General features: G+C 45.5%; 19 protein-coding genes, 1 tRNA gene and 1 pseudogene. 8 read left to right on the top strand and 13 right to left on the bottom strand.

The features are described from left to right. Positions 1 to 108: 108 nt before the first annotated feature. On the bottom strand, positions 109 to 1,353 hold the full coding sequence (locus tag K4039_RS08450) for an MFS transporter (protein WP_265234706.1): 1,245 nt from the start codon (positions 1,351 to 1,353) through the stop codon (positions 109 to 111). Positions 1,354 to 1,630: 277 nt separating this feature from the next. After that, a complete protein-coding gene (locus K4039_RS08445; protein WP_265234705.1) occupies positions 1,631 to 2,818 on the bottom strand; it encodes a glycosyltransferase family 4 protein in 1,188 nt (395 codons plus the stop codon). Positions 2,819 to 2,918: 100 nt separating this feature from the next. Between K4039_RS08445 and K4039_RS08440 the strand changes: the two genes are divergently transcribed. Further along, entirely contained in the window at positions 2,919 to 3,092 is a 174-nt protein-coding gene (locus K4039_RS08440) for a hypothetical protein (protein ID WP_265234704.1), read from the top strand. Here the strand turns inward: K4039_RS08440 and K4039_RS08435 are convergent. Then, a complete protein-coding gene (locus K4039_RS08435) occupies positions 3,049 to 4,737 on the bottom strand; it encodes a DUF2079 domain-containing protein (protein WP_265234703.1) in 1,689 nt (562 codons plus the stop codon). The genes K4039_RS08440 and K4039_RS08435 overlap by 44 nt on opposite strands. 88 nt (positions 4,738 to 4,825) lie before the next feature. Between K4039_RS08435 and K4039_RS08430 the strand changes: the two genes are divergently transcribed. Then, positions 4,826 to 6,064, top strand: a complete 1,239-nt coding sequence (locus tag K4039_RS08430) for a histidine kinase (protein ID WP_265234702.1) — start codon at positions 4,826 to 4,828, stop codon at positions 6,062 to 6,064. 17 nt (positions 6,065 to 6,081) lie between these two features. Here K4039_RS08430 and K4039_RS08425 read toward each other — a convergent pair whose 3' ends face one another. From K4039_RS08425 to K4039_RS08410, 4 genes are all read right to left on the bottom strand, one after another. Beyond that, positions 6,082 to 6,279, bottom strand: a complete 198-nt coding sequence (locus K4039_RS08425; RefSeq protein ID WP_265234701.1) for a hypothetical protein — start codon at positions 6,277 to 6,279, stop codon at positions 6,082 to 6,084. Next, positions 6,276 to 6,680 (bottom strand): 8-oxo-dGTP diphosphatase MutT, encoded by a 405-nt coding sequence (gene mutT / locus K4039_RS08420; protein ID WP_265234700.1) that lies wholly within the window; start codon positions 6,678 to 6,680, stop codon positions 6,276 to 6,278. The genes K4039_RS08425 and mutT overlap by 4 nt, the downstream gene beginning before the upstream one ends. 324 nt (positions 6,681 to 7,004) lie before the next feature. Beyond that, positions 7,005 to 7,346, bottom strand: a complete 342-nt coding sequence (locus tag K4039_RS08415) for a DUF760 domain-containing protein (RefSeq protein WP_194009546.1) — start codon at positions 7,344 to 7,346, stop codon at positions 7,005 to 7,007. A 228-nt stretch (positions 7,347 to 7,574) separates the two neighbouring features. After that, the gene (locus K4039_RS08410) at positions 7,575 to 8,534 is read right to left on the bottom strand and encodes an RNA polymerase sigma factor, RpoD/SigA family (protein WP_265234699.1); all 960 of its coding nucleotides are present in this window, start codon (positions 8,532 to 8,534) and stop codon (positions 7,575 to 7,577) included. Positions 8,535 to 9,040: 506 nt separating this feature from the next. On the opposite strand from K4039_RS08410, the pseudogene K4039_RS08405 reads away from it, so the two are divergent. Further along, positions 9,041 to 9,142: pseudogene (locus tag K4039_RS08405) on the top strand (cytochrome P450); the annotation flags it as partial. A gap of 110 nt (positions 9,143 to 9,252) precedes the next feature. Beyond that, on the top strand, positions 9,253 to 10,608 hold the full coding sequence (locus tag K4039_RS08400) for a cytochrome P450 (protein WP_265234698.1): 1,356 nt from the start codon (positions 9,253 to 9,255) through the stop codon (positions 10,606 to 10,608). Positions 10,609 to 10,696: 88 nt separating this feature from the next. On the opposite strand, the gene K4039_RS08395 is transcribed toward K4039_RS08400, so the two are convergent. The 6 genes from K4039_RS08395 to K4039_RS08370 form a co-directional block, all read right to left on the bottom strand. Continuing rightward, the gene (locus K4039_RS08395) at positions 10,697 to 12,022 is read right to left on the bottom strand and encodes a condensation domain-containing protein (protein ID WP_265234697.1); all 1,326 of its coding nucleotides are present in this window, start codon (positions 12,020 to 12,022) and stop codon (positions 10,697 to 10,699) included. A 101-nt stretch (positions 12,023 to 12,123) separates the two neighbouring features. Continuing rightward, complete coding sequence (locus tag K4039_RS08390) at positions 12,124 to 13,401, bottom strand: glycosyltransferase (protein WP_265234696.1); 1,278 nt, start codon at positions 13,399 to 13,401, stop codon at positions 12,124 to 12,126. A gap of 72 nt (positions 13,402 to 13,473) precedes the next feature. Then, a complete protein-coding gene (locus K4039_RS08385) occupies positions 13,474 to 14,256 on the bottom strand; it encodes an RNA methyltransferase (RefSeq protein WP_265234695.1) in 783 nt (260 codons plus the stop codon). A gap of 74 nt (positions 14,257 to 14,330) precedes the next feature. Next, positions 14,331 to 14,412, bottom strand: a tRNA-Leu gene (locus K4039_RS08380). Positions 14,413 to 14,730: 318 nt separating this feature from the next. Continuing rightward, positions 14,731 to 15,819, bottom strand: coding sequence for an alanine dehydrogenase (ald, locus tag K4039_RS08375; protein ID WP_265234693.1), 1,089 nt, complete (start codon positions 15,817 to 15,819; stop codon positions 14,731 to 14,733). Positions 15,820 to 15,924: 105 nt separating this feature from the next. After that, positions 15,925 to 16,770 carry a class I SAM-dependent methyltransferase gene (locus K4039_RS08370; RefSeq protein WP_265234692.1) on the bottom strand — a complete coding sequence of 282 codons (846 nt, stop codon included), beginning with the start codon at positions 16,768 to 16,770 and terminating at the stop codon, positions 15,925 to 15,927. Positions 16,771 to 17,122: 352 nt separating this feature from the next. Here K4039_RS08370 and K4039_RS08365 point away from each other — a divergent pair, with 352 nt between their 5' ends. The 4 genes from K4039_RS08365 (at position 17,123) to K4039_RS08350 (ending at position 21,501) form a co-directional block, all read left to right on the top strand. Further along, positions 17,123 to 18,658: a DEAD/DEAH box helicase gene (locus tag K4039_RS08365; protein WP_265234691.1), complete on the top strand. Its 1,536-nt coding sequence runs from the start codon at positions 17,123 to 17,125 to the stop codon at positions 18,656 to 18,658. Between the two features lie 235 nt (positions 18,659 to 18,893). Beyond that, positions 18,894 to 19,355, top strand: coding sequence for a DUF3598 family protein (locus K4039_RS08360; RefSeq protein ID WP_265234690.1), 462 nt, complete (start codon positions 18,894 to 18,896; stop codon positions 19,353 to 19,355). 15 nt (positions 19,356 to 19,370) lie between these two features. Further along, entirely contained in the window at positions 19,371 to 20,585 is a 1,215-nt protein-coding gene (locus tag K4039_RS08355; RefSeq protein WP_265234689.1) for a DUF790 family protein, read from the top strand. Between the two features lie 196 nt (positions 20,586 to 20,781). Continuing rightward, positions 20,782 to 21,501 carry a DUF2786 domain-containing protein gene (locus tag K4039_RS08350; protein ID WP_265234688.1) on the top strand — a complete coding sequence of 240 codons (720 nt, stop codon included), beginning with the start codon at positions 20,782 to 20,784 and terminating at the stop codon, positions 21,499 to 21,501. Positions 21,502 to 21,529 lie beyond the last annotated feature (28 nt).

Genomic DNA, 21,529 nt, shown 5'->3' with positions numbered 1-21,529 from the left:
TAAACTGTATCGGACAATAGACAAGATTGCAAAAATAGCTAGGATGGGCAAGATGCCCGAAGAAACAAGATTTTTGTGGGATGGGCCGGAGAGCCCGTCCCCATCCTGTCACTCATTCAAAGCATAAACATCTTTGCCACGCCCGATCGCAAATCTCATCGAATGAGACAAATCCTTGCTACACCGAGTAGTGAAAATCAACAAAGCCAAGACAGCAAGTCCCGCAGCCAAACCAAACATATTTCTGTAACCGACTTGTTCAGCCACAAAGCCCAAAGTCGGGCCAGCCAGCGCAATCCCCAAATCAAATCCGCCAATACAAAGCGAAAACAATCTGCCTCTTTCTTGAGGTTCGCACCTGTCTGACATCAGCGTCACCATCATCGGCATAACAGTACCGCCCGCCGTACCTTCAAACAAAGCTGCCAGTAAAAAAGCATTGCTGGTATTAGCAAAATACAACAATAACATCGACACAGAATAACAGATTAAGCCGCCAGAAATAAACAAACCGCGCCCGTATTTGTCCGAAGCCCGCCCCGTCAACAACCGCACACCGAAACTAGCCACAGCCGCGGTAGAATAAAATAATCCCGGATTCAAATTAACCTGAGTTTCTTGGATAAACAAAGGCATGAAAGTGCTCAAAGTTCCAAATATCAAACCAACCAGCAATAACACCAAAGCCGGAATCCTCACCCTGGGATTCCACAGCATTTGCCAGTATTTTTGGGTATTTTTGTCCTCAGATAGCGAGTCATACTTTGTTAACTCAGCAAAATTTGGTTCCGCAATTTTGGTGGTAATAAATAAAGCTATTGTGGCGAAAGCCGCCGACATCGCAAACAAAGCTGAATAACCAACCCCAGCTTGCACAAATCCACCAATCGCCGGACCAAATGCCAAACCGATAGGACTTACCAAACTCATATAACCGATTAATTCGCCCCGCTTTCCTGGTGGCGACAAATCTGTGACCAAAGCACTGTAAGCTGTAGTAAAAGCGGCGATACTAATCCCATGAAAAGCCCGAAGAACTAACAGTAAGGGGACAGATTGAGCGAACACGTAGCCGATGGGGGCAAGTGCAGCCACTGACACGCCTAGCAGCAAAACTTGTTTTCGCCCCCGGCTGTCGGCTATTTTACCCAACTGTGGTCTCGATAGCAAAAGCCCGATCGCAAATGCACCCATCACAAAGCCAATTTGCTGTTTTGTACCGCCCACAGATTGAACATAAAGTGGCAAAGTTGGCAGCAGCGAAGCCAAACTACACCAGAATAGCAAGCCTGCGGTAAATAAAATCAGCAAGCTGCGTTTGCGTTGGGGTTCTATGTCCCTAAAAATATTCAAGATGCAAATTCCCTTTGTATAGCAGTGGACAGTGGACAGTTGACAGTGGACAGTTGCATAACGGGAATCAAACCATTAATGCAGTACGGGTATCGGCTCTATTCATGAAGTTATTTATGTCCTCACCGATGTGGCGGTTGCTATACTTTATGATTACCAATTACCAATTACCAATTACCAATTACCAATTACCCATTACCCATTACCAATTCACTAACTTGAGAATTGCCATATCTCCCACTGTCAACTGTCAACTATCAACTGTCCACTGTCAGTTTCACCATTCAACTTCTGCCCTTTCCTCCAGTACCCGTTGATAGACCCACTCAGTTTCCATCGCCAACTTCGGCCAACTAAAGCGGCGTTCCAAATCTTCATAAGCATTGTCAACCAACCACCGCCCGTAACCCGGATTTTTCAGCACTTCCAAAATTCCCCAAGCCAAAGAATCCCGATTATTGGCCTCAGTAACAACGCCAGTTTTAGTATGCTGCACCACCTCCGGCAAGCCGCCCGCATTCGACACCACCACCGGCACCCTAGCAGCAAAGCTTTCTAACGCCACAATCCCAAAAGGTTCATAAAGACTGGGGAAAACCGCGCAGTCAGCCACCGTCTGGAATTTGTCTAGATGTTCCTCAAACATGAAGCCCGTAAAATAACACTTATGCCAAATTCCTAAATTCCAAGCCAAAAGTTTGAGATGATCTGTATTGCCGCCACCAACAATTACTATTTTGGCTTTCCCCCCCATTTCCCAAATAACTTTAGGTGCAGCATTCAGAAATACAGCAATGCCTTTTTCATAGCTAATTCTTCCTACATAATAAACTATTTTTTCGTCATCGGCTGCAAACTGGCGACGGAAACCCATCGCGTCAAATTCGTTTCTGCGGGGCTTTTTTTCTGACCTAATTCCATTGTAAATTACCTCTATTTTGTTCCAGGGAGTCGATAGTACCCGTTCGGCTTCCCGCCGCATATAATCGCTGCACACAATTACTCGCCAAGAATTGTAAGCTAGGCTATTTTCCTTGGAGTTGATGTAGCGTTGTCCGTCATTGTGGATGCCGTTGAATCGCCCGTATTCGGTGGCGTGGATGGTGGCAATTAGGGGTACTTTAAAGGTATGCTTGAGGGCGATCGCCGCATCTCCCACTAACCAATCGTGAGCGTGGATCAGATCGAAGGGGCCTTCTTCCAGCATCAGTTTGCCACCTTGGTGGCCCATGCTTTGGTTGAGGTTCGCCACCCAGTGAAAAAAGTCCCTGGCGTGTCCCACAACCACCCGATGCACGTGTATTCCTTCCACCACTTCGTACATCGGCGCGTGGCCGAACTCTACTGTAATTAAATGAATCGAGTGGCCCAGCTTCACTAATTCTGGATACAGTTCCGATACGTGGCGGGCGATACCGCCTACTATTCTGGGAGGAAACTCCCACGCCAATACCAAAATTTTCATTTTTTCCCCCTCACAAAAATTTATAAATCTTTATGTGTATTGTTGACTACTTTATTGTATAATAACTAGCCTGAAATTTTGGTAGATCGCAAATTTATGCGTGAAGGCTGACATTTGGCAGCAACCAGGACGGAAAATTATGCAGAAACCGGGTTTTTGCAGGCAATTGCTCGATCGCCCGAAACTAAAATATTTGGGCTACACCGTCAGTTTCGGGCGATCGCGCAGCGCTACCCTTGCTTCAAAATCGGCTCCAATTCACGGCGAAAACTAGCCCAACCAGCCACCGATGCAGAGTCAGACACAGCACCCTTACGCATCAAAATCGCGCCGTCTTCAAAGCCAACAATGCCATACTCGCCCGATTTCGATAGTCGATCGATCTGCGGGACGATCGCCTGCAACTGTCCCCGTTCCCGGCGAAACGCAGCCTGATACTGCTGCAACTGCCACATATCGGCAATCACATATTCCATTTTCACCGCTTTCCCAGCATCATTCCGCAGTTCAAACATCGGAAACCGGAGAATTTCGCGGCGGCTTGACAAAATCGGCACAATAGTATTCGTTGCAGCCACGCTAGCATCAGCAGGAATTTCAGCCAACAGCGGCCGGACTTGAGAAACGTGCTGCCACTGTCTGATCAGAGGAACCTGCACCCAAGGGGCGATCGCATCCGGTAAAATAAACGAAAAAGTCCGATTTGGGTTAGACGTGAAGGTAAAAAATAGCGATAAGCAGATGCAAAACCCCCAAAAGCGGCGAAACTTTGAAGACGAAGGGAAAGGCAAAACGGCATTCGGAAAACGCAAGATTGTTTGTTCTCCCCTTTTAATTTTATCCTCTTCCTTTTGGCGCCCGGCCCACCACAGGATCGCCCCATAAAACAGCCCAGGAACCACAGTCATCGCATAGCGAATATTAATCGCCAGCACCGACTCTCCTTTCGCTGAAAATAGCTTCAGCAGCGGAAATCCCGCAATCATCCAAGACGCAGGCGCTACCGCCGGAACCAAAGCTAATGGCAACCACTGACCCAGTAGGTATTTAATCTTACCAAAAAACGGCGTAAATAGTTCACCTACCAACCGCCCAGGATTGCTAACCATTCCCCAAAGAATTTCCAGAGTCGAAGCTTCATCCCCATCGGCATATTGGCCGAAGCGTTCCATCATAAACCGCTGGGATATGTCAGCCGAAAACAAAGGCATAATCAGATTAGTCAGAACGATCATGTAACCAAAACTGAGCGCGCACACAGCCAAGCCAGTTAGAGGATAGCGTCGGCTCAAAATTAGATAAACTCCCACGCCAAATAAAACAACTCCCCCATCTTCTCGCACCGCCAAAATTAAAGTTGCCAGAATCCCAAACAACGGCCACCAGCGCTTTTCCATCGCCAGCAGCAAGCTAAAAACAAAAAGCGGAATTTGACAAACATCGTGAAAATTGCCCAAAGTCGGGCCGATGACTGCGTTAGCACAGTAATAGCTGACAACAATTGTCGCTGACAACCGTGGTTCCAGATAGTGTCTGGCGAGAGCATAGAGCACTCCTCCCGCCGCCGTAATTAAAGTCACCTGTAACACCGTCAAAGTGACAGGCGAGGGAAACAGCGAGTAAATTGGCAGCCACAGCATTAGCGCTGGGGTGAAATGCTGCCCCAGCCGGTGATAAGACACTTCCGGGAGTTCGTTGTGATGAACGACATTGGTGGACAAAGCCGAAGAGAGGGAACTCTCAAACAAGTGACCACGAGTGCCATTCCAAAAAAGTTGATTGAAAATACCTTGGTCGTATGTAGCGTAAAAGTTGTAGTAGCGATGCAGTGTCAGCAATAGGCATAGCACAAAAAAGGCGATCGCCACTTGAACCACCACCCGCAGCGACTCATTTTTCTTCCAGTTCAAAAATACCATTCGCCCGCCGTAATGAAATCATCGGACAATAGCATAAATCTAAAGGAAGTATTAAATTAAAGTAGAAGTGAAATAACTCGGCTCGGCAATGGTCAATTATTTTCACCAGATCGAAAAGCTCAACAGCGTCCATCCGACATCCGGCACCAGCGACACCGACTGTTCTCCCGAACAGCCGGCCAATCCTGCACCGCTTTTACAGCTTTTGCTGTTCGTAGACAAGCGTCCCTCTTCTAGGGAAAAGACCAGACACATCCGCAAGTCCCTACAGGATTTGAAGGCAGAGTGCGACTTTGAGCTTCAAGTCATCGATGTAGGAGAACAGCCTGATTTAGCCGAACACTTTAAACTTGTAGCCACTCCCTCGCTGCTCAAAATTCATCCTGAACCGCGACAAACTCTCGCCGGCAGCAATTTGATCGCCCAACTCGAACACTCGTGGCCCCGCTGGAAGCGTTCTGTAGAAGAATACACAGCCCAGCAGCAGTCGGCCCTAGCTCTGGCGGTAGCTCAGGCAGACCCAAAACCAATCTATTCCGTTGCTTCCGCCACCGAGCTCGTACAGCTTGCGGATGAAGTTTTTCGGCTCAAACAGGAAAAAGAACACCTGCAAGAGCAGTTGCAGTTGAAAGACCGGATTATTGCGATGCTGGCTCACGATTTGCGTAATCCCTTGACGGCCGCATCTTTGGCTTTGGAGACTTTGGAGTCAAATCAGAAGGTGAAGGAGGGGCAAAAGTCTCGTTTGACACCGACTCTGGCGGCTCATTTGATGAAACAAGCCCGTCGCCAAATCCGCATTGTCGATCGCATGATTACAGATATCCTGGAAGCAGCGCGAGGTACAAACGCTCAACTCCACATTCAACCAAAAAAAATCGAACTGGGGGCGATTTGTCAAGATGTAATCCTGCAATTTCAAGACAAATTTCAGGCGAAAAGTCTCAACTTGGAAACAGACATTCCCACAGATTTGCCCTTGGTTTATGCCGATCCCGATCGCATGAAACAAGTGATTACCAACCTACTCGACAACGCCAGCAAGTACACGCCAGAGCAAGGAACTGTTAATCTTTCAATTCTTCACCGTACCGCTTACAAAATTCAAGTCAGCATTTGCAACAGTGGCCCGGGAATTCCTGAAGAAGATTGCACGAGCATTTTTGAAGATAGCTTTCGCTTGCAGCGAGATAAATCAAAAGACGGTTACGGCATTGGACTGTCTCTGTGTCAAGGCATTATCCGCGCCCACTACGGTCAAATTTGGGTAGACTCTGTACCCGATCGAGGCACTTGTTTTCACTTTACTCTGCCCGTCCAAAAATAAAAGTTAACTGTCAGTTGTCAGTTAACAGTTGTCAGTTGACAGTAGCAACCGCGCCCGACGGTTAGGACGTTCTTAATTGCTAAAACCCTTGCTTTTATTCCTTTTATTGCTTCTTCCTTCTTCCTTCTTCCTTCTTCCTTCTTCCTTCTTCCTTCTTCTTCCTTCTTCCTTCTTCCTTCTTCCTTCTTCCTTCTTCCTTCTGCTATACAGTTCAACTCGATCGCAGTGCAGCGATAATCTGTTCGTTGGCTTTGGGAAAAGTAAACTGGTCAATTTCGTCGAGTGTTACCCAGCGAATTTCATCGCATTCGATCGTTTGCGGTTCCCCGCTGACGTGGCGGCAGTGGTGGACGTAGAGCCTAACTGTAAATTTAGTATAGTCGTGGTCAATTGTAATCAGGCGATCGCCCACTTCGACGACAATCCCCAACTCCTCCATAATTTCCCGTTGTATGCAAGCTTCGACGGTTTCCCCAGGCTCTACTTTACCGCCCGGAAACTCCCAAAAACCGCCGTGCAGTCCGTGTTGTCGGCGCTTGTCAATCAAAATTTGTTGTCGGTCATTCCAGATCACAGCAACGCCGATAACTTTGTGGATCAAGGGAGTAATAGACATATTTGGAAACTGGTAATTGCTAATTGGTAATTGCTAATTGGTAATTGCTAATTTAGTAATAATATCAACAATTATTCAATTATTTAATAAATCAACAATCTATAACAATCGCCACAGGGGTGAGGACATAAATAACCTCATGAATAGATCCGAGATCCCATAGCATCAACCGTTTGATTTCCGTACTGTGCAACCCAACTATCGGCAAGCTATCAACTGTCAACTGTCAACTGTCCACTGTCAACTGCTATAAAATCTAAAATATTAAGCCCCCATCTTACGAAGGGGGCTTGACATTTGTACAACTTAAATGTTAATAATCGACTAATCTTCCGAGCCGTGTCTCTCACTGGCTTGTATAGACTTTTCAAAAGTCATGCGCTGTTCGGCATTTTTGAGAAAATAACCACTAATCATAGCCGAGGCGAGCAATCTACCCAAATGTTCGCGACTGGTAGTTACTGTCACCCCGAAGTGTTCCGAAGGCAAATTCCCCAAGAGTCCGACAATATTTCGCTCCATTACTTGAAACACTTCATGAGAAGTCGGTTTAGACAACTGAGAAACAGTGTCGGGAGCCATTGACTGCACGTATTGCCATAATAAATTGGCATTTTCTCCATCTTCTTCAAAGAATTCTGGGGATTTATTAGATGAATTACTCACGAGTACCTCCGTTTCAGAGACAGCTTGTTATTTTAGATGCGGGCGGTGAAATTAAATAACCCTTACCTGATCCGATCGCTGTTGATCTTTATTACTAAGTATTTACTAATGTAGCAGGACAGTCGCAGCAACCAAGTGGGCACAACCGAATCAAAGGCGGCGGTTTTTACTATTTTAGATTGGGGAATGGCGATCTGGTGCGTCCCGATCGCACAATCCCGAATCTAGCTAGCTGGCGAGATAATCGTTGATATCTTGCTTGCGCTTGCGGAGTTTGGTCAATGCTTCCCGTTCGATTTGCCGCACCCGTTCCCGACTGATGTTGAGTCGATCACCTATTTTTGCCAAAGTTAAGGTTTGACCGTCTTCTAAACCGAACCGCAAGGCTAGCACATCTCGCTGTTGCTGAGTCAGTTCCGCCATCAGTTGGTCTAAGTCAGTCCGCAGGGAAGATTGCAGGGCAAAATCTTCTGGAGTAGTACCCGTATCTTCCAACAAATCCCCCAACTCAGTATCTTGATTGTCTCCCACGCGCAAGTCCAGGGAAAGTGGTAGGCGCGCGCGATCGAGATATTCGCGAATTTGCTTGGGAGTCAAATCTAACTCGGCAGCCAACTCGGCAGAAGTAGCCGCGCGGCCGAGCTCTTGAGCTAGCTGGCGCTGAGCTTTTTTAATTTTGTTGAGTTTTTCGGTAATGTGGATCGGCAGGCGGATGGTGCGACCTTTTTCGGCGATCGCCCGCGTAATTGCTTGACGAATCCACCAATAAGCATAAGTTGAAAATCTGTAGCCCTTTGTCGGGTCAAATTTTTCGACTCCCCGCTGCATCCCGATCGTCCCTTCCTGAATGAGGTCGAGTAAATCTACGTTGCGCTTGATATATTTTTTGGCGACAGACACTACCAGGCGGAGATTTGCTTCCACCATTTGGCGCTTTGCCCTGTCCCCGTGGTCGATCGTCCGCTGCAACTGTGCCTCAGACAGCCCGACTGCCTGTGCCCATTCAGCCGCCGTCGGGTCGCGGCCTAACTCTTCGGCTAAAATCTTTTTCTCCTGATGCAGTGCCGCCGATCGCTGTACCTGTTTCCCGTAGAGTATTTCTTGCTCATGGGTCAACAAGGGAACGCGGCCGATTTCCCGCAAGTAAGCACGAACAGAATCTGTATCTGAGGACTTAAGAGTTTTCATGAGCTTTTCCCGCTGAGGATCTTTGCCTCTAAAGGTTTGCGACTACCGCAAACCTTTAGTTTTAGTAAGGAAGGAAAGCGGGCGGGGATTTGCGCTTTCCTTCCATTTAAAGAGGCTTCGTTTTATGGTAGCTAGCTGCTACTCCCACTCAGCACCGTCTCAGGTTAGGTTTTGGTTGGGGGGTGCAAAATACTACTTGTGTTAAGAATCTTAACATTTGTGAGAGCGCTTGGCTACATTTCTTCACATTTATTTCTTGCAAGCCTGCACTGTTGGTACGAGAGTACCGGCAAACTAGCTTCACAGTTGCATCGTATTCAACAAAATCCCGGAAATATCAGAGAGGGAAATGGGGGAATGACAGGTGTAAGTTTTTTGCAAAAAAAAACTGCAAACCTAGATATTGCAACGGTTTTAAGCTTTGGTTTCGCACAAATTTTAAACTTTTATGGGATAAGACGTTTACCAAAAAACCTACACCAGTCAGGATCTGGTGAGGGGGAGATGAGGAGTTTAAACCAGAGCGGTTTCTGGAACGGCAATTTTCCCCATACCAATATTTTCCCTTTGGTGGCGGCAACCGGCGCTCTATTGGCATGGGATTTGCTCAGTAAGTAATCGCTGACAAATTTTCTGACTGTTTAGGTGTTATGTACCATAAATTTGGACAGATGCTATAGTTTATTATTAAAACAAAGAATTTTAAAATAAATAAAAAATGCCCTACAACAAACTGCCTGAAGGCCCCGAAACATCCCCCTTAAGACAGACATTCCAGTGGATGACTAAACCTCTGGAATATATGGAAGCCTGTTCCCAAAGCTATGGTGATATTTTCACCCTCCGCATTGGCCCTGTTTTTACGCCTCAAGTATTCGTTAGCAACCCCCAGGCAATTCAGGAGATTTTTAGCACCGATCCCAAACAATTAGACTCTGGGGAATCGGCGGGTATTAAATCGCCTTTGTTGGGACAGCAATCAATGCTTGCTCTGGCGGGGGAACCGCACCAACGCCAGCGCAAGCTGTTGACTCCTCCCTTGCATGGAGAACGGATGCGGGCTTATGGTGAGTTAATTGCTGATATCACTCAGCAAGTGACGGCGCAATGGGCGATCGGCGCACCTTTTTCAGTCCTTTCTTCCATGCAAGAAATCTCCTTTCAGGTGATTTTAAAAGCTGTATTTGGTCTGGAGGAAGGGCTACGTTATGAAAAACTTAAAGAACTTCTGATCGAAATACTGAATCCAAAACAACCTTTTGTGATGGGATTAATGCTACTTTTTCCGTCATTACAACAGGATTTAGGCGCGTGGAGTCCTTGGGGAAAGTTCATAGTGTTAAAGCAGCAAATTGACGATCTAATCTATGCTGAAATTCAGGAACGCAAAGCACAACCAGATCCCTCTCGGACTGATATTTTGTCTTTGATGATGGCGGCTCGTGATGAAGCTGGTGAAGCGATGACGAATGTGGAATTACGCGATGAGTTGATTACCCTCTTAGCTGCGGGTCACGAAACTACGGCGACTTCTTTGGCCTGGGCATTATACTGGATTCACTATCTGCCAGAAGTACGCGAGAAACTGCTGCAAGAATTAGATTCCCTGGGTGAAAATCCAGATTCTAATGCCATTTTAAAGCTGCCATATTTGAATGCTGTTTGCCAAGAAACACAGCGTCTTTACCCAGTAGTAATGTTGGCATTAAATCGAGTTGTGAAATCACCTTTAGAAATCATGGGGTATTGTTTAGAACCAGGTACTTTGGTAATTCCCTGTATTTATCTCACCCATCATCGGGAAGATTTATATCCTGAGCCAAAACAGTTTAAACCAGAACGTTTTTTAGAGCGTCAATTTGCCACCTATGAGTATTTTCCCTTTGGCGGCGGCAATCGGCGCTGTATTGGCATGGCATTTGCCCAATTTGAAATGAAAGTGGTGCTGGCAAAAGTTTTATCTAGTTGGCAGATGGAACTTGCAAATACTAAGCCTGTGCAGCCGGTTCGTGGGGGCTTTCTATTAAGACCGTCAGAAGGTGTTAAGATGGTTGCAAATGGGATGCGATCCTAAAATCAGGGAATTCTCAAAACTAGCTCGATTGTTTTTAAAGATGTTAAAATAATCCGTGAGCAATGGTGTAATTAGATTCAAAGGCTAATCAAGTTGTTTTATGATTTGATTCCGATATACAAGCTTGCTCAACAGTGTCTCTAAAAGAATCTGCTAACAATTGTGCAGTCTTAGCACTTACTAAAGGGACTACATGGGCAAAACTACAAAATAGCTCTTCATGGAAAGTTACTACACCTAACCAAAAAGAACCACCAAGCCAATGCTGTCCTGTCGCAAAGTATAACTCTTTCAGTTTTAATTCGCCATATTTGTCGGCTAAATTAAATTGACCACGATTTGATATCTCTATTGTATTTTTTCGTCCCATATTCTGATTAGAAAGTTGGATAATTATATCCTCATTTACATATTGCAAACTTTCATTACAAAAACGAGCTATCGGAATTCCTAGACTAATGGACTTACTGATTTTTGATTTACATTCCCTTGCCAAATCCCAAAAAGTAGTATTTTCTTCTAAGGTGTGAATTTCTTCCACGATCGAGATAAAGCAACCAATAGATTCAGGAGTTATTTCAGGCTGACAAGACTTTCTTAAACTTACATTTGAGCCGCAGGATAAACTCAGAGATGTATCCTTAAAAGCAATTTTTGCTGTTCCCAATAACATTGCTGCACATAAAGCACCATGTATGGTAGTTTGTTCTTGTTTACAACGTTCTTTCAGTCTTAGAGTCATCTCTTTACTGAAAATTCGAGTCACAAGATTTGTGCGTCGCTGACTTGGAGGTGCTTCGGTTTCAATAATTAACTGAGGTTTGGGAAATTCTTGAAGTGGTTTTTGTTCAGCTTCATCAAGGTTATTTGGACTGATGAGATTCCTGTTTAGCATCTCTTCTAGTGGCGGTAGAAGTTTCATCGTAGGGATTTCAGATATATTTTCTCCATCTGGAATTTTGTGACAATAGGACAATAGTTCATTGATGAAATTCATGCAAGACATACCATCAATGATAGCGTGATGAAATGTGGCAATAATTTCACTGAATTCGTTACTTTTAGCAGCACGAATAAACGTCACTCTACAAAGAGGATTTGTGCCACCAGGGAATTTTTTGTGCAATTCTTCTTCAGCAATCTCAATCCATTGATTCTCAGATTGCTTATCTATAACCTGCAAAGGAATTTTCGGTGTTCCTTCCGATTTAAAATAATTGCCATCTTCTGCATTAACGATATGAACTTGCAACATTGGATGACGCTTCTGTATCAAATCGAGAGCCTGTTGCAGGATATCAGGTGTAAGTTCACCTTCGATTCTAGCAACATTTACATCGATCATTCCACCCAACTCGTGGATAATTTCAAATAGATTTTCGAGCAGACCAAGTTTTCTATTTAGGATGTTCATATTAGTGGAATGGGAGAATGTAAAATAATCAGGACTTACGCACAGCGCTCAAGCCCATTATACAAATGCCTGATGACTAAGGGTGAAAAATTCCTGTTTTTCTATTTTTGAAATAATACAGTTTTTCCTGTAGATATCACCTGTTCCACAATATCAATAGCCCGACTAACCCCACCAGCCCCACGAATAGCTGCTTGTAACCTGGAAGCATTCTTTTTATAAGCATCTTCCGTCAGCACCCGCTTAACAGCAGTTCGCAATCTAGAAACGTTCAACTTAGCAAGGGGAACGACTTCACCCGCACCCGTCCAAGCAACACGCGCTGCTATTCCGGGTTGATCGTTAGTAACTGGAATTGCTACGATCGGTACACCATTGGTTAAAGATTCTAGGGTAGTATTCATGCCACAATGGGTAATAGTAAGTGTAGCTTTTTGAAGCAATTCCAATTGCGGTGCATATTCTACAACCAGCGGCGAACCAGGCAAATTAGGCAGCGAGTCGGGAGTGGCTGAACCGCCCAAAGAAATCACTAATTGAGCATCTAAACCCACACAAGCCTCAGCAATATTATAAAAAGTTTCTAATAGGCGATTTTGGATCGTCCCCATTGAAGCATAAATCAACGGTTGCCCAGTCAACTTTTCAAAGGGGAAATCGGCGATTTGCCTACCTGTTGCGCTATGGTAAGGCCCTGTGAAATGGAAGCATTGGGGCAACTGCTGGCGGGGAAATTCTAATTCAGCAGGCTGTTGACTGATTTGAGCCAGTTGCGAATAACCTTGATTGGGGTGTGACTGTAGAGGCAACTTCCACTCTCTGCGATATTCATCTATTAAATCTTGAACTGGTTGCGCCATGCGATCGAAAAAAGAATAAGCTGCTCGATTTCGCAATATTGACCACAAAGCCGGATTATAGCCCCAAGTTGTGAAAAAAGGCGGAATTGTTGCTTCTCGATTCACAACTACGGCACTGCAAATGGTAACAAAGGGAATCCCCAGGAAATCTGCCACCGTCCCTGCGCCTGGTGAAATTTGATCTATTAGCAAGGCTTCTACGCCAGCGGCTTTCAATGCTGGCGGAAGTTCTCGCAGAAACAAGGTCACCGTTTTCCCTATCCAGCTAAGGGTATATCGCAATGCTGTCATGCCGCTCAGTTTTCCTAGCTGGGTAAGCACTTGCGCTACTGATCCAAGGGGATATTCAGATTCACCTATCGCTTGAAATTCCAATCCTGCGGCTAGTGTCTTGGTTTGAGCATCGAGTATCCCGAATAGGGTGACGCGATGACCTCGCCGGTGCAGTTCTTTCCCCAAGGGCAACATAGTGTTGAGATGACCAGTTGATGCGGGACAAATCAGACCAAAATGAGTCATAAATAAATAGCCAGATGCGATAAAGGTCAATCCACCGGACATCAGATAAATCTCAAATCGAAGTCTCAAATCTCACATCGACTGACTTCTTTGCCGTTGAGCTTCATACAAGATTAGGGCAGAGGCGATCGACACATTTAATGATTCTACACTGCGACTGAGGGGGATTTGGATTTGTCGATCGGCCAAACTTCTCAATTCTGGCGACAATCCAGAACCTTCGTTACCCAAAACTATCAGAGTTGGCACTCGCAAATCTACTTCCCAATAAGTTAAACTGGCGTCGGCGACGGTTGCTAATATTTGCATTCCCCGATTTTTGTACCTGGAGACTTCGGCGGTTAAATCTGGAGTGACAGCTATGGGCAGTTTAAACCAAGCTCCTGCTGAGGCGCGCAGCACCTTTGGATGGTCTAAATCTGCGCTGTCTGCGCTCAGCAGTAAACCGTCGGCATTAGCAGCCGCAGCCGTACGGACGATCGCCCCTAAGTTGCCGGGATCTTGGATGGTTTCGAGGGCTATTCCTAAATTTGAGATTTCTGCGGGCGCGGTGGCGGTGCGGGGTGCGGTGGCGATAATGCCGTCTGGTTGAACTGTGGTGGCGATCGACTCTAAGACTTTTGCACTTACTAATTCTGTGCGATCGGCTAAACTAAGAATTTGATCCCACAGTTTTTCGTGCTGATCCAGCCATTCGGGAGTACAGCAAACTGTTTCTAACGGGTACTTTGCCGCGCAAGCTTCTTCCAGCAAATGCGTCCCTTCGAGTAAAAATAATTGTTGTTCCCTGCGTCCCTTCGAGCTGTGCAGCCTGCGGACTTCTTTAACTAGGGGATTTTGAATACTTGTAATCATTGTTTAATTCAGCAGAGCGAATGGGGTTAATTGCCTGTATCGGGTTAACCCCAAACTTTTTTCTGCCTTGGGAATGCGGAACCCGGGACTTGAACCCGGAAGGCTTGCACCACATGAACCTGAATCATGCGCGTCTACCAATTCCGCCAGTTCCGCATTGGTCACGAATCACTACTGTCCCATATCTTCGGGAATCTGTCAAGTGTTTTTTGCAATTAAATTTTAATTCGGGGATGCGATTAATTTAAATGCCCCATGCCCATTATGTTAAAATTGTCTTGGCAGATAGTTCTCACCTCGGCTACCTATGTGTCAGCCATTAACCCTCGATCCTCAAGAAAGAGCGACAATCTAACAGCGACGCACCAGGCTATTCAATAACTACAAAATTTAGTAATCTTGTAGGGTACGTCAGCAAAGTGTTAGTTTATTAATCGAGAAACTACGACCTGACGCACCCTACAGGATTTAAATTTAATCAGGCAAATCGGGGAAAACCTCGCGCACCGCCGGATGCACCAATCGGTGATTCTGCACGTTCAATCCCTTCGCTAAACTCGGATTAATTTCTAAAGCTTTAATCCCGTTATTTGCCAACTGCAAAACATAAGGCAAAGTGCTGTTATTCAAAGCTTGAGTTGCAGTCCAAGGCACGGCACCGGGCATATTTGGTACACCGTAATGCACAACTCCTTCCTCAACATAAGTAGGATTTGTGTGAGAAGTTACTCGCAAAGTTTCCACGCAGCCGCCTTGGTCAACGGCTACGTCAACAATCACAGAACCGGGGTGCATCTTGGCAACAAATGCGCGAGAAACCAACACCGGAGCTTTTTTGCCCAACACCAAAACTGCACCGATTAATAAATCAGCATCGGGGATAACTGCTTCAATTTGCAAAGGACTGCTGTAGAGGTATTCTACTCTGGAACCGAACAGAGTTTCTAGATAAGCGAGTCGATCGACATTTACATCTAAAATCTGGACTCTAGCGCCCATTCCGACAGCAATACGGGCTGCTTCTGTGCCAACGATTCCGCCGCCCAAAATCACAACTTTGCCCGGTCTTACCCCCGCTACGCCGCCCAAAAGTACGCCTCTGCCGCCTTGCTGCCGTTCCAGAAACCGAGCACCGAACTGCATGGCCAAACGCCCTGCAATAATGCTCATCGGCGTTAGCAGCGGCAATTTCCTGTCGGGGAGTTCGACGGTTTCGTAGGCGATGGCCTGGACTCCGCTGCTGATTAAGTGCTCGGTTAATGTACGATCGGCTGCTAAGTGCAAATATGTAAACAGCAACTGCTCTTTTTCAATCAGCGGATACTCAGCGGGCAGCGGTTCTTTAACTTTAACAATTAGTTGCCGATTCCAGACATCTGAAGCCTTGGAGACAATCTTCGCCCCGGCTTGAACGTAGTCCTCGTCGGTAAAACCTGCCCCAGCACCAGCATTCGTTTCCACAAAAACTGTGTGGCCTTTGTCCGAACAAGCCCGGACACTGGTGGGGCTGAGCCCGACTCGAAACTCCAAATCCTTGATTTCCTTGGGGACGCCTATTTCCATACGTGATACTCTAAATCTCAGGCTTATGTCGATCGAATTTAACCTAAAAACCAGCCCCACCGGGACAATACTCTTGGAGATTTTAGATTTGGGAATCCGGCGGGGCTAGGAGAATATTTGTTTGATTTTCATCCAGTGCGATCGCAATTTCCAAAATTTATCATTTTCCATAAAGTCGATCGCGCTTTTAGCCTGTTCCAACTTTAACTCAAGCTGCTGCATCTGAAGCTGCGAGTTTTCTAATTCCGACTTAGCCTCCTGCAACTGAATTCGCACCTCCTTTTCCCCAGGGTTTTTCCTAATCGCAATATCATGATAGCCTAGAGACTGAAGTGCTAAAAATACTACTTCCCAATCATTCGCAATACAAAACTCATTTGCTGCTTTCGCAACACCATAAGGTATGATCTCGCATACCGACCAATTCGTATAATCGTTAAAAACCATCATTCCGTCGGGCTTGACTTTAGTATAACCTTGCTGAATATCTTTGCAGACACCTTCATAGGCGTGGTCGGCATCGATATATATCCAGTCGAAATACTCGTTAGGAAAGCTGCTTAAAATTGTAGAGGAATCGCCTTCGTGAAGCTCGATAGTTCCATTTTCTATCCCCTCTTGAAATATATTTATTTCTTTCTGACTTAGCTCTTGTTTAAACAAGTCAAAACTATAATCTATGAGGTGCAGTTTTTGGGGCTTGGTAATAGAAATAATTTTCTCTGCAAACCGTCCGTATTGAGTTCCAACCTCAGCAACCACACTATTTTTAGGTAAAAATTCCAACATTTTAAGGCGGTTTTCAACCAAACGGCAATTTTTGATATGGCTGTGTTGAAGCATTGGAGCATAAATCACCAATGGATTGTCAGACCAATTATTCCATTTCTCGTTATCCCAGTCTTTAGTCGCGTCTAAAAAATTTTGTTTGTATTTGATAAAGTCTAACATATTATTCAGAGGGTAAGTGAGCTCAAAGCATGGAGAAACTCGATAAAAACCCCTTTTTAGTCAGGACTTCAGTTTTTTCTTTCCCAAGCCGTTTGCAGTCAGGACTTCATTCTTTTCTTTCCCCGTCAGCGGCAAGGACTAAAGTCCCTACTACAAAATTTTGACACTTTGGCAAATAAGTTTGCCAAAAAAAGGGTAAAAATCTCAACAAACAACCTGTAACAGTATAAAGTAGATTGTGCTTCTATAGATTTGCTTAGAAAAAAAATAACTTATAGAGAGTCTGCTGTCAATATATTTGATCGATCGCCTATAATTTAACAGGCTTGCACTCAGCGCGTCTCAAAAACAAATGCCCCGCATACCAACCCTAACATTCGATCGCGGAACGCTCCTGTTGCACCCGCCGCCCAAAGGCAGAGACTGGGCGGACTTTGCTACGTGGGACGATCGCGTGGAAAAATTCCGCATTCGGGCCATTCACTACCGCCCGCTGGTAGAATCGCTCCAAGCCGAGTGTACTAACTTCACCGACGAAGCCAGGGGATACGAACTACTTGAACTCGTGCCCAGCCTTGAAATGCAGCCTTACCAGCATCAACAAGAAGCCCTCGCAGCTTGGCAGGAAGCGGGAAGCCAAGGAGTAGTCGTCCTCCCCACCGCTTCCGGCAAAACTTATCTGGCACAATTAGCCATGCAAGTCACAGGTCGCAGTACACTAATTGTAGTACCGACTCTCGATTTAATGCACCAGTGGTACGCTAATTTAAAAGCAGCTTTTCCCGACATCGAAATTGGATTGTTGGGCGGAGGTTCGCGGGACAAAACGCCAATTTTAGTCGCAACTTACGACAGCGCCAGCATTCATGCCGAAACCTTGGGCAATAAATACGGCTTGTTGGTGTTTGACGAATGCCACCATTTACCAACGGACTTTTATCGGGTAATATCCGAATATGCGATCGCGCCTTTTCGACTCGGATTAACAGCAACACCCGATCGCACCGACGGCCGCCACAGCGACTTACATTTCCTCGTCGGCCCGACAGTATATAGCAAAAAACCAGAAGATTTAGCAGGCGACGCATTAGCCGACCATAAAATAGTTCAAATCATGGTCAAACTGTCAAAAGAAGAAACTGATCGCTATGCCGAATCCATGAACATTCGCAACGACTTCTTAAAACAGTCTAACATCAAAATATCCAGCCTCGAAGGTTGGAAACAGTTTATCATGGCCAGCGCGCGATCGCCATTAGGAAGACGCGCCATGATTGCCCACCGCCAAGCCAAAGAAATCGCTCTTTGTACCGAAGGCAAACTGAGAATCCTAGCTCAAATATTAGCCGAACACTCTCCCCAGCGTACCTTAATCTTCACCGGAGACAACGCCACAGTCTACCGAATTTCCCAAGAATTTCTCATCCCCACAATCACCCACCAAACCCCAGTCAAAGAAAGACACGAAATCCTCGATAGATTTCGCAGCGGCGAATACAAAACCCTCGTCGCTTCCCACGTCCTCAACGAAGGAGTTGACGTACCAGACGCGAGAATTGCGATCATATTATCAGGTACGGGAAGCGAACGCGAATACATCCAGAGATTGGGTCGAGTTCTCCGCAAAAGCAGCGATGTAAATAAGTTAGCAATTCTCTACGAAGTCGTCACCGAAGACACCAGCGAAGAAAGAACATCACAGCGCCGCCGAGGCGGAATGCAAGTTCAAAAAGCCCCACCGCAAACACAAATACAACCACCGCAGCCCGAATATCAGAAATTAGAAATTGTCAAACCAACACCCATTTACGGAGTCAACCGAGAGACAACTAAAAAAGTAGCAGAATCACCAGCGAAATGGGGAGATGATGATGAAATTCCTTGGTAGTCATCTTAAAAAAGTTAGTTTTGGGAGGGCAGTTTTAAGGAAAGGATTGCTATATAATTCAATCACTCCTAGGTTTCTTTAAAATTTCAAATTGATTTACAAAGTCAACCTAGAGGCGACGAAAAAAGCAGCAGAATCAGCAATAAAATGGGTCAAAACTGATGAGTAAAATAAACATTGAATATAGCCAATTTAGTGTATAATCTCATAATCAATTAATTCAGATTACCTACAAATGAGCGATACCAGACAAATAAGAAACTTTAAAGTCTTTCCAAAACATACTGGAATTTGGGAGGGAAGCTGGACAATACTAGATGCTGACTGCAAAGAAATGCAGAAGTTTACAGCAGTGTTAACCCAGGAAATTGTTGACAACCAGTGGAGGCAAACTAACGTTCAAACCTATGCCAATGGCAAGACTGAAACCCAAAACTTTGTGGGTCATGTTGTCGGTGAAGGACAAGTGGAAATTGAAAGTCCTGACTCTATCTTTTCTAACTACAAGACACTAGCCACAGAAGTTGGAGATCATCTGATAGTTTTTCAAATATGGGATAAAGCAACTAACATTCTCAGGGCTGTAGAAACCATAAATCTAGTCAGTGACAATCGGCGAATTCGGACTACCCAAAGCTTGACAGAAGAGGGAAAACTTAGGGGAGTTATGGTTATTGTCGAACAAAAAATTGAGTAAAACTTTTCACTGTTTATGCTACCCACTGATTTATTAAGTCACCGCCAAAATGGGGAATCAATTATTCCTCTCTGCCTCAAGATAGATGCGAAAAACTTAGAAGTAGCGACCGAAATAATTAACTGCTTCCAAGAGTCGATCGGCAAAACCCAAGGCGAACTCGACGGACGCTTGCTAGAATTAGAAGGCGACAGCCCCGACTATCGCCTCAAACGTGGATTAGCGCACCTACTGAAGGGCGGTTTCAGCACCTTGGAAGTCATCAGCCCCCTAGAACCATCAGACTTGAGACAGCGGGTATTTGCCTTGTCCGCGCGATCGACTCCCAGCCCACAATCCACCCAAATAACCCTCGAAACAGTAGCAACAGAGCTCAGCCAAGACTTAAACAGAGAAGTTTTTACCCACGAAATCAAAACAGGTTTATACGCCGATTTAAACGAAAACAAAATCCTCACCGAATTTGACGCACCAACACCGGAAAACCTGCTTCACCGATACAACCTTTCCCAAGTCCAAGGCATATTTTACCGAGCAAGTCAAGTCCAATTAACCGCGCACCGCAACGATCCCGGAGAATACAAACTCCTATTTAGATATTTAAAACTATTTCAATTAATGACCTACATCGAAGGCGATGCAGACCACGGTTTCACCCTCACAATAGACGGCCCCACAAGCTTATTCAAACCCAGCACCCGCTACGGCTTAGCCCTCGCGAAAATGCTCCCCGCACTCCTACACGTCACCAAGTGGAGTATGCACTCAACCCTGCAAACCAAAGATGCCTTTAGCGGGGTTGTGAAAACAGGTAAATTCACCCTAAATTCCGACTGCGGTTTAGTCAGCCACTATCCCCCCGGCAAACCCTATGATAGTATGCTAGAAGCAGCATTTGCTGGCAGGTGGGATAGCTTAAAAACCGAGTGGAAACTCGAACGAGAAGTTGATTTAATCCCGATTCCCGGAAGCGTGATGATTCCCGATTTTCGGTTAGTCCATCCCGACGGGCGAGTATTTATCTTAGAAATAGTCGGCTATTGGCGGCCCGAGTATTTGCAAAAGAAATTTGCTCAAGTACAGAAGTCTGGATGCGATAACTTAATTTTAGCTATTTCCGAACGGCTGAATTTAGAAAAAGCTGGGGTGAATATCAAAGATGTTCCTGCAAAAATAGTCTGGTTTAAAGATAAATTGCAGCCCAAATCAGTCCTAGAAGTCCTCGAATAGTATGCCATCATTCCATCACTTGCAAACTTCTTTCTTCCTCTCTTCCTCTGTGAACTCTGCGCCCTCTGCGGTTCAAAAAACCTCTTCTATCAATTAAATTATCCTAAAAAGACGATCGCACATTCCAAACTCCAGTAAAATACAAACATCCCCAAATCCATACCACCGCCTACCCTCACCCACAACCCATCGAACAATGGCAGACACAAGTATTGTCGAAAAAATCAAAAAGCTGCTAGCCCTCGCCACCTCATCCAATGAAAACGAATCGACGGCGGCGGCCGAAAAAGCTTCGGTTTTACTGGCGCAGTACAATCTGGGCCTCGCAGATTTAGGCCCGAATCACCAAGAAGAGATTGATGAAAGTGGAGTTGAGACAACATCCAAATTTGTCACTTGGAAAATGATGCTGCTGTCGGGAATTGCGGAAGCTAACGGTTGTACTGGTATGCGGAACACTTATACTGGTAGTATGTTTTTGGTGGGAAGCTCTACAAATCTGATTGTTTGCAAGCACCTTTACGAGTATTTGAGTTCTGCGATCGAGAAACGGGCGAAATACCGCAAGGGAAGCGGCCGGGGATTGGCGTATCTGAATGCTTTTCGGGTGGGATGCGCCACAAGGCTGAGACAGCGATTGCTGGAACAAAAGCGGGAGATGGAGGAGTCGGGGATTCCGGGTTCGGCTGATACGGGGGCTACTCCTGCTATTGTAGTGCGATCGATGTTTGAGAAGAATCAACTGGCGATCGCCGATTATTTAAAAGGCCGAGGGGTTAAAGTTAAAACGAGAACAGATTCTCAAGTCAGCAGCGAGGCTGGCTTTAATTCTGGCTATGAAGTGGGCGACAAAATTAGTTTGCAAAAGCAAGTGCAGCCGCCAGAGGATATGAAACAACTTAATGAGTGTGTTTGAGATCTGGATTGTTATTATTGTAAAATCA

It is taken from the genome of Lyngbya sp. CCAP 1446/10 (assembly GCF_026130175.1).
Classification (GTDB): Bacteria; Cyanobacteriota; Cyanobacteriia; order Cyanobacteriales; family Microcoleaceae; genus Microcoleus.
This window is presented reverse-complemented; position numbering and strand designations above follow the sequence as displayed.

What these genes read in the sequence shown, in the direction of transcription:
- mutT (WP_265234700.1), bottom strand. Translation starts at nt 6,680, where the DNA reads ATGTCTATTACTCCCTTGATCCACAAAGTTATCGGCGTTGCTGTGATC.
- K4039_RS08445 (WP_265234705.1), bottom strand. Translation starts at nt 2,818, where the DNA reads ATGAAAATTTTGGTATTGGCGTGGGAGTTTCCTCCCAGAATAGTAGGC.
- K4039_RS08435 (WP_265234703.1), bottom strand. Translation starts at nt 4,737, where the DNA reads ATGGTATTTTTGAACTGGAAGAAAAATGAGTCGCTGCGGGTGGTGGTT.
- K4039_RS08430 (WP_265234702.1), top strand. Translation starts at nt 4,826, where the DNA reads ATGGTCAATTATTTTCACCAGATCGAAAAGCTCAACAGCGTCCATCCG.
- K4039_RS08350 (WP_265234688.1), top strand. Translation starts at nt 20,782, where the DNA reads ATGGCAGACACAAGTATTGTCGAAAAAATCAAAAAGCTGCTAGCCCTC.
- K4039_RS08400 (WP_265234698.1), top strand. Translation starts at nt 9,253, where the DNA reads ATGCCCTACAACAAACTGCCTGAAGGCCCCGAAACATCCCCCTTAAGA.
- ald (WP_265234693.1), bottom strand. Translation starts at nt 15,819, where the DNA reads ATGGAAATAGGCGTCCCCAAGGAAATCAAGGATTTGGAGTTTCGAGTC.
- K4039_RS08395 (WP_265234697.1), bottom strand. Translation starts at nt 12,022, where the DNA reads ATGAACATCCTAAATAGAAAACTTGGTCTGCTCGAAAATCTATTTGAA.
- K4039_RS08355 (WP_265234689.1), top strand. Translation starts at nt 19,371, where the DNA reads ATGCTACCCACTGATTTATTAAGTCACCGCCAAAATGGGGAATCAATT.
- K4039_RS08370 (WP_265234692.1), bottom strand. Translation starts at nt 16,770, where the DNA reads ATGTTAGACTTTATCAAATACAAACAAAATTTTTTAGACGCGACTAAA.
- K4039_RS08360 (WP_265234690.1), top strand. Translation starts at nt 18,894, where the DNA reads ATGAGCGATACCAGACAAATAAGAAACTTTAAAGTCTTTCCAAAACAT.
- K4039_RS08390 (WP_265234696.1), bottom strand. Translation starts at nt 13,401, where the DNA reads ATGACTCATTTTGGTCTGATTTGTCCCGCATCAACTGGTCATCTCAAC.
- K4039_RS08365 (WP_265234691.1), top strand. Translation starts at nt 17,123, where the DNA reads ATGCCCCGCATACCAACCCTAACATTCGATCGCGGAACGCTCCTGTTG.
- K4039_RS08385 (WP_265234695.1), bottom strand. Translation starts at nt 14,256, where the DNA reads ATGATTACAAGTATTCAAAATCCCCTAGTTAAAGAAGTCCGCAGGCTG.
- K4039_RS08410 (WP_265234699.1), bottom strand. Translation starts at nt 8,534, where the DNA reads ATGAAAACTCTTAAGTCCTCAGATACAGATTCTGTTCGTGCTTACTTG.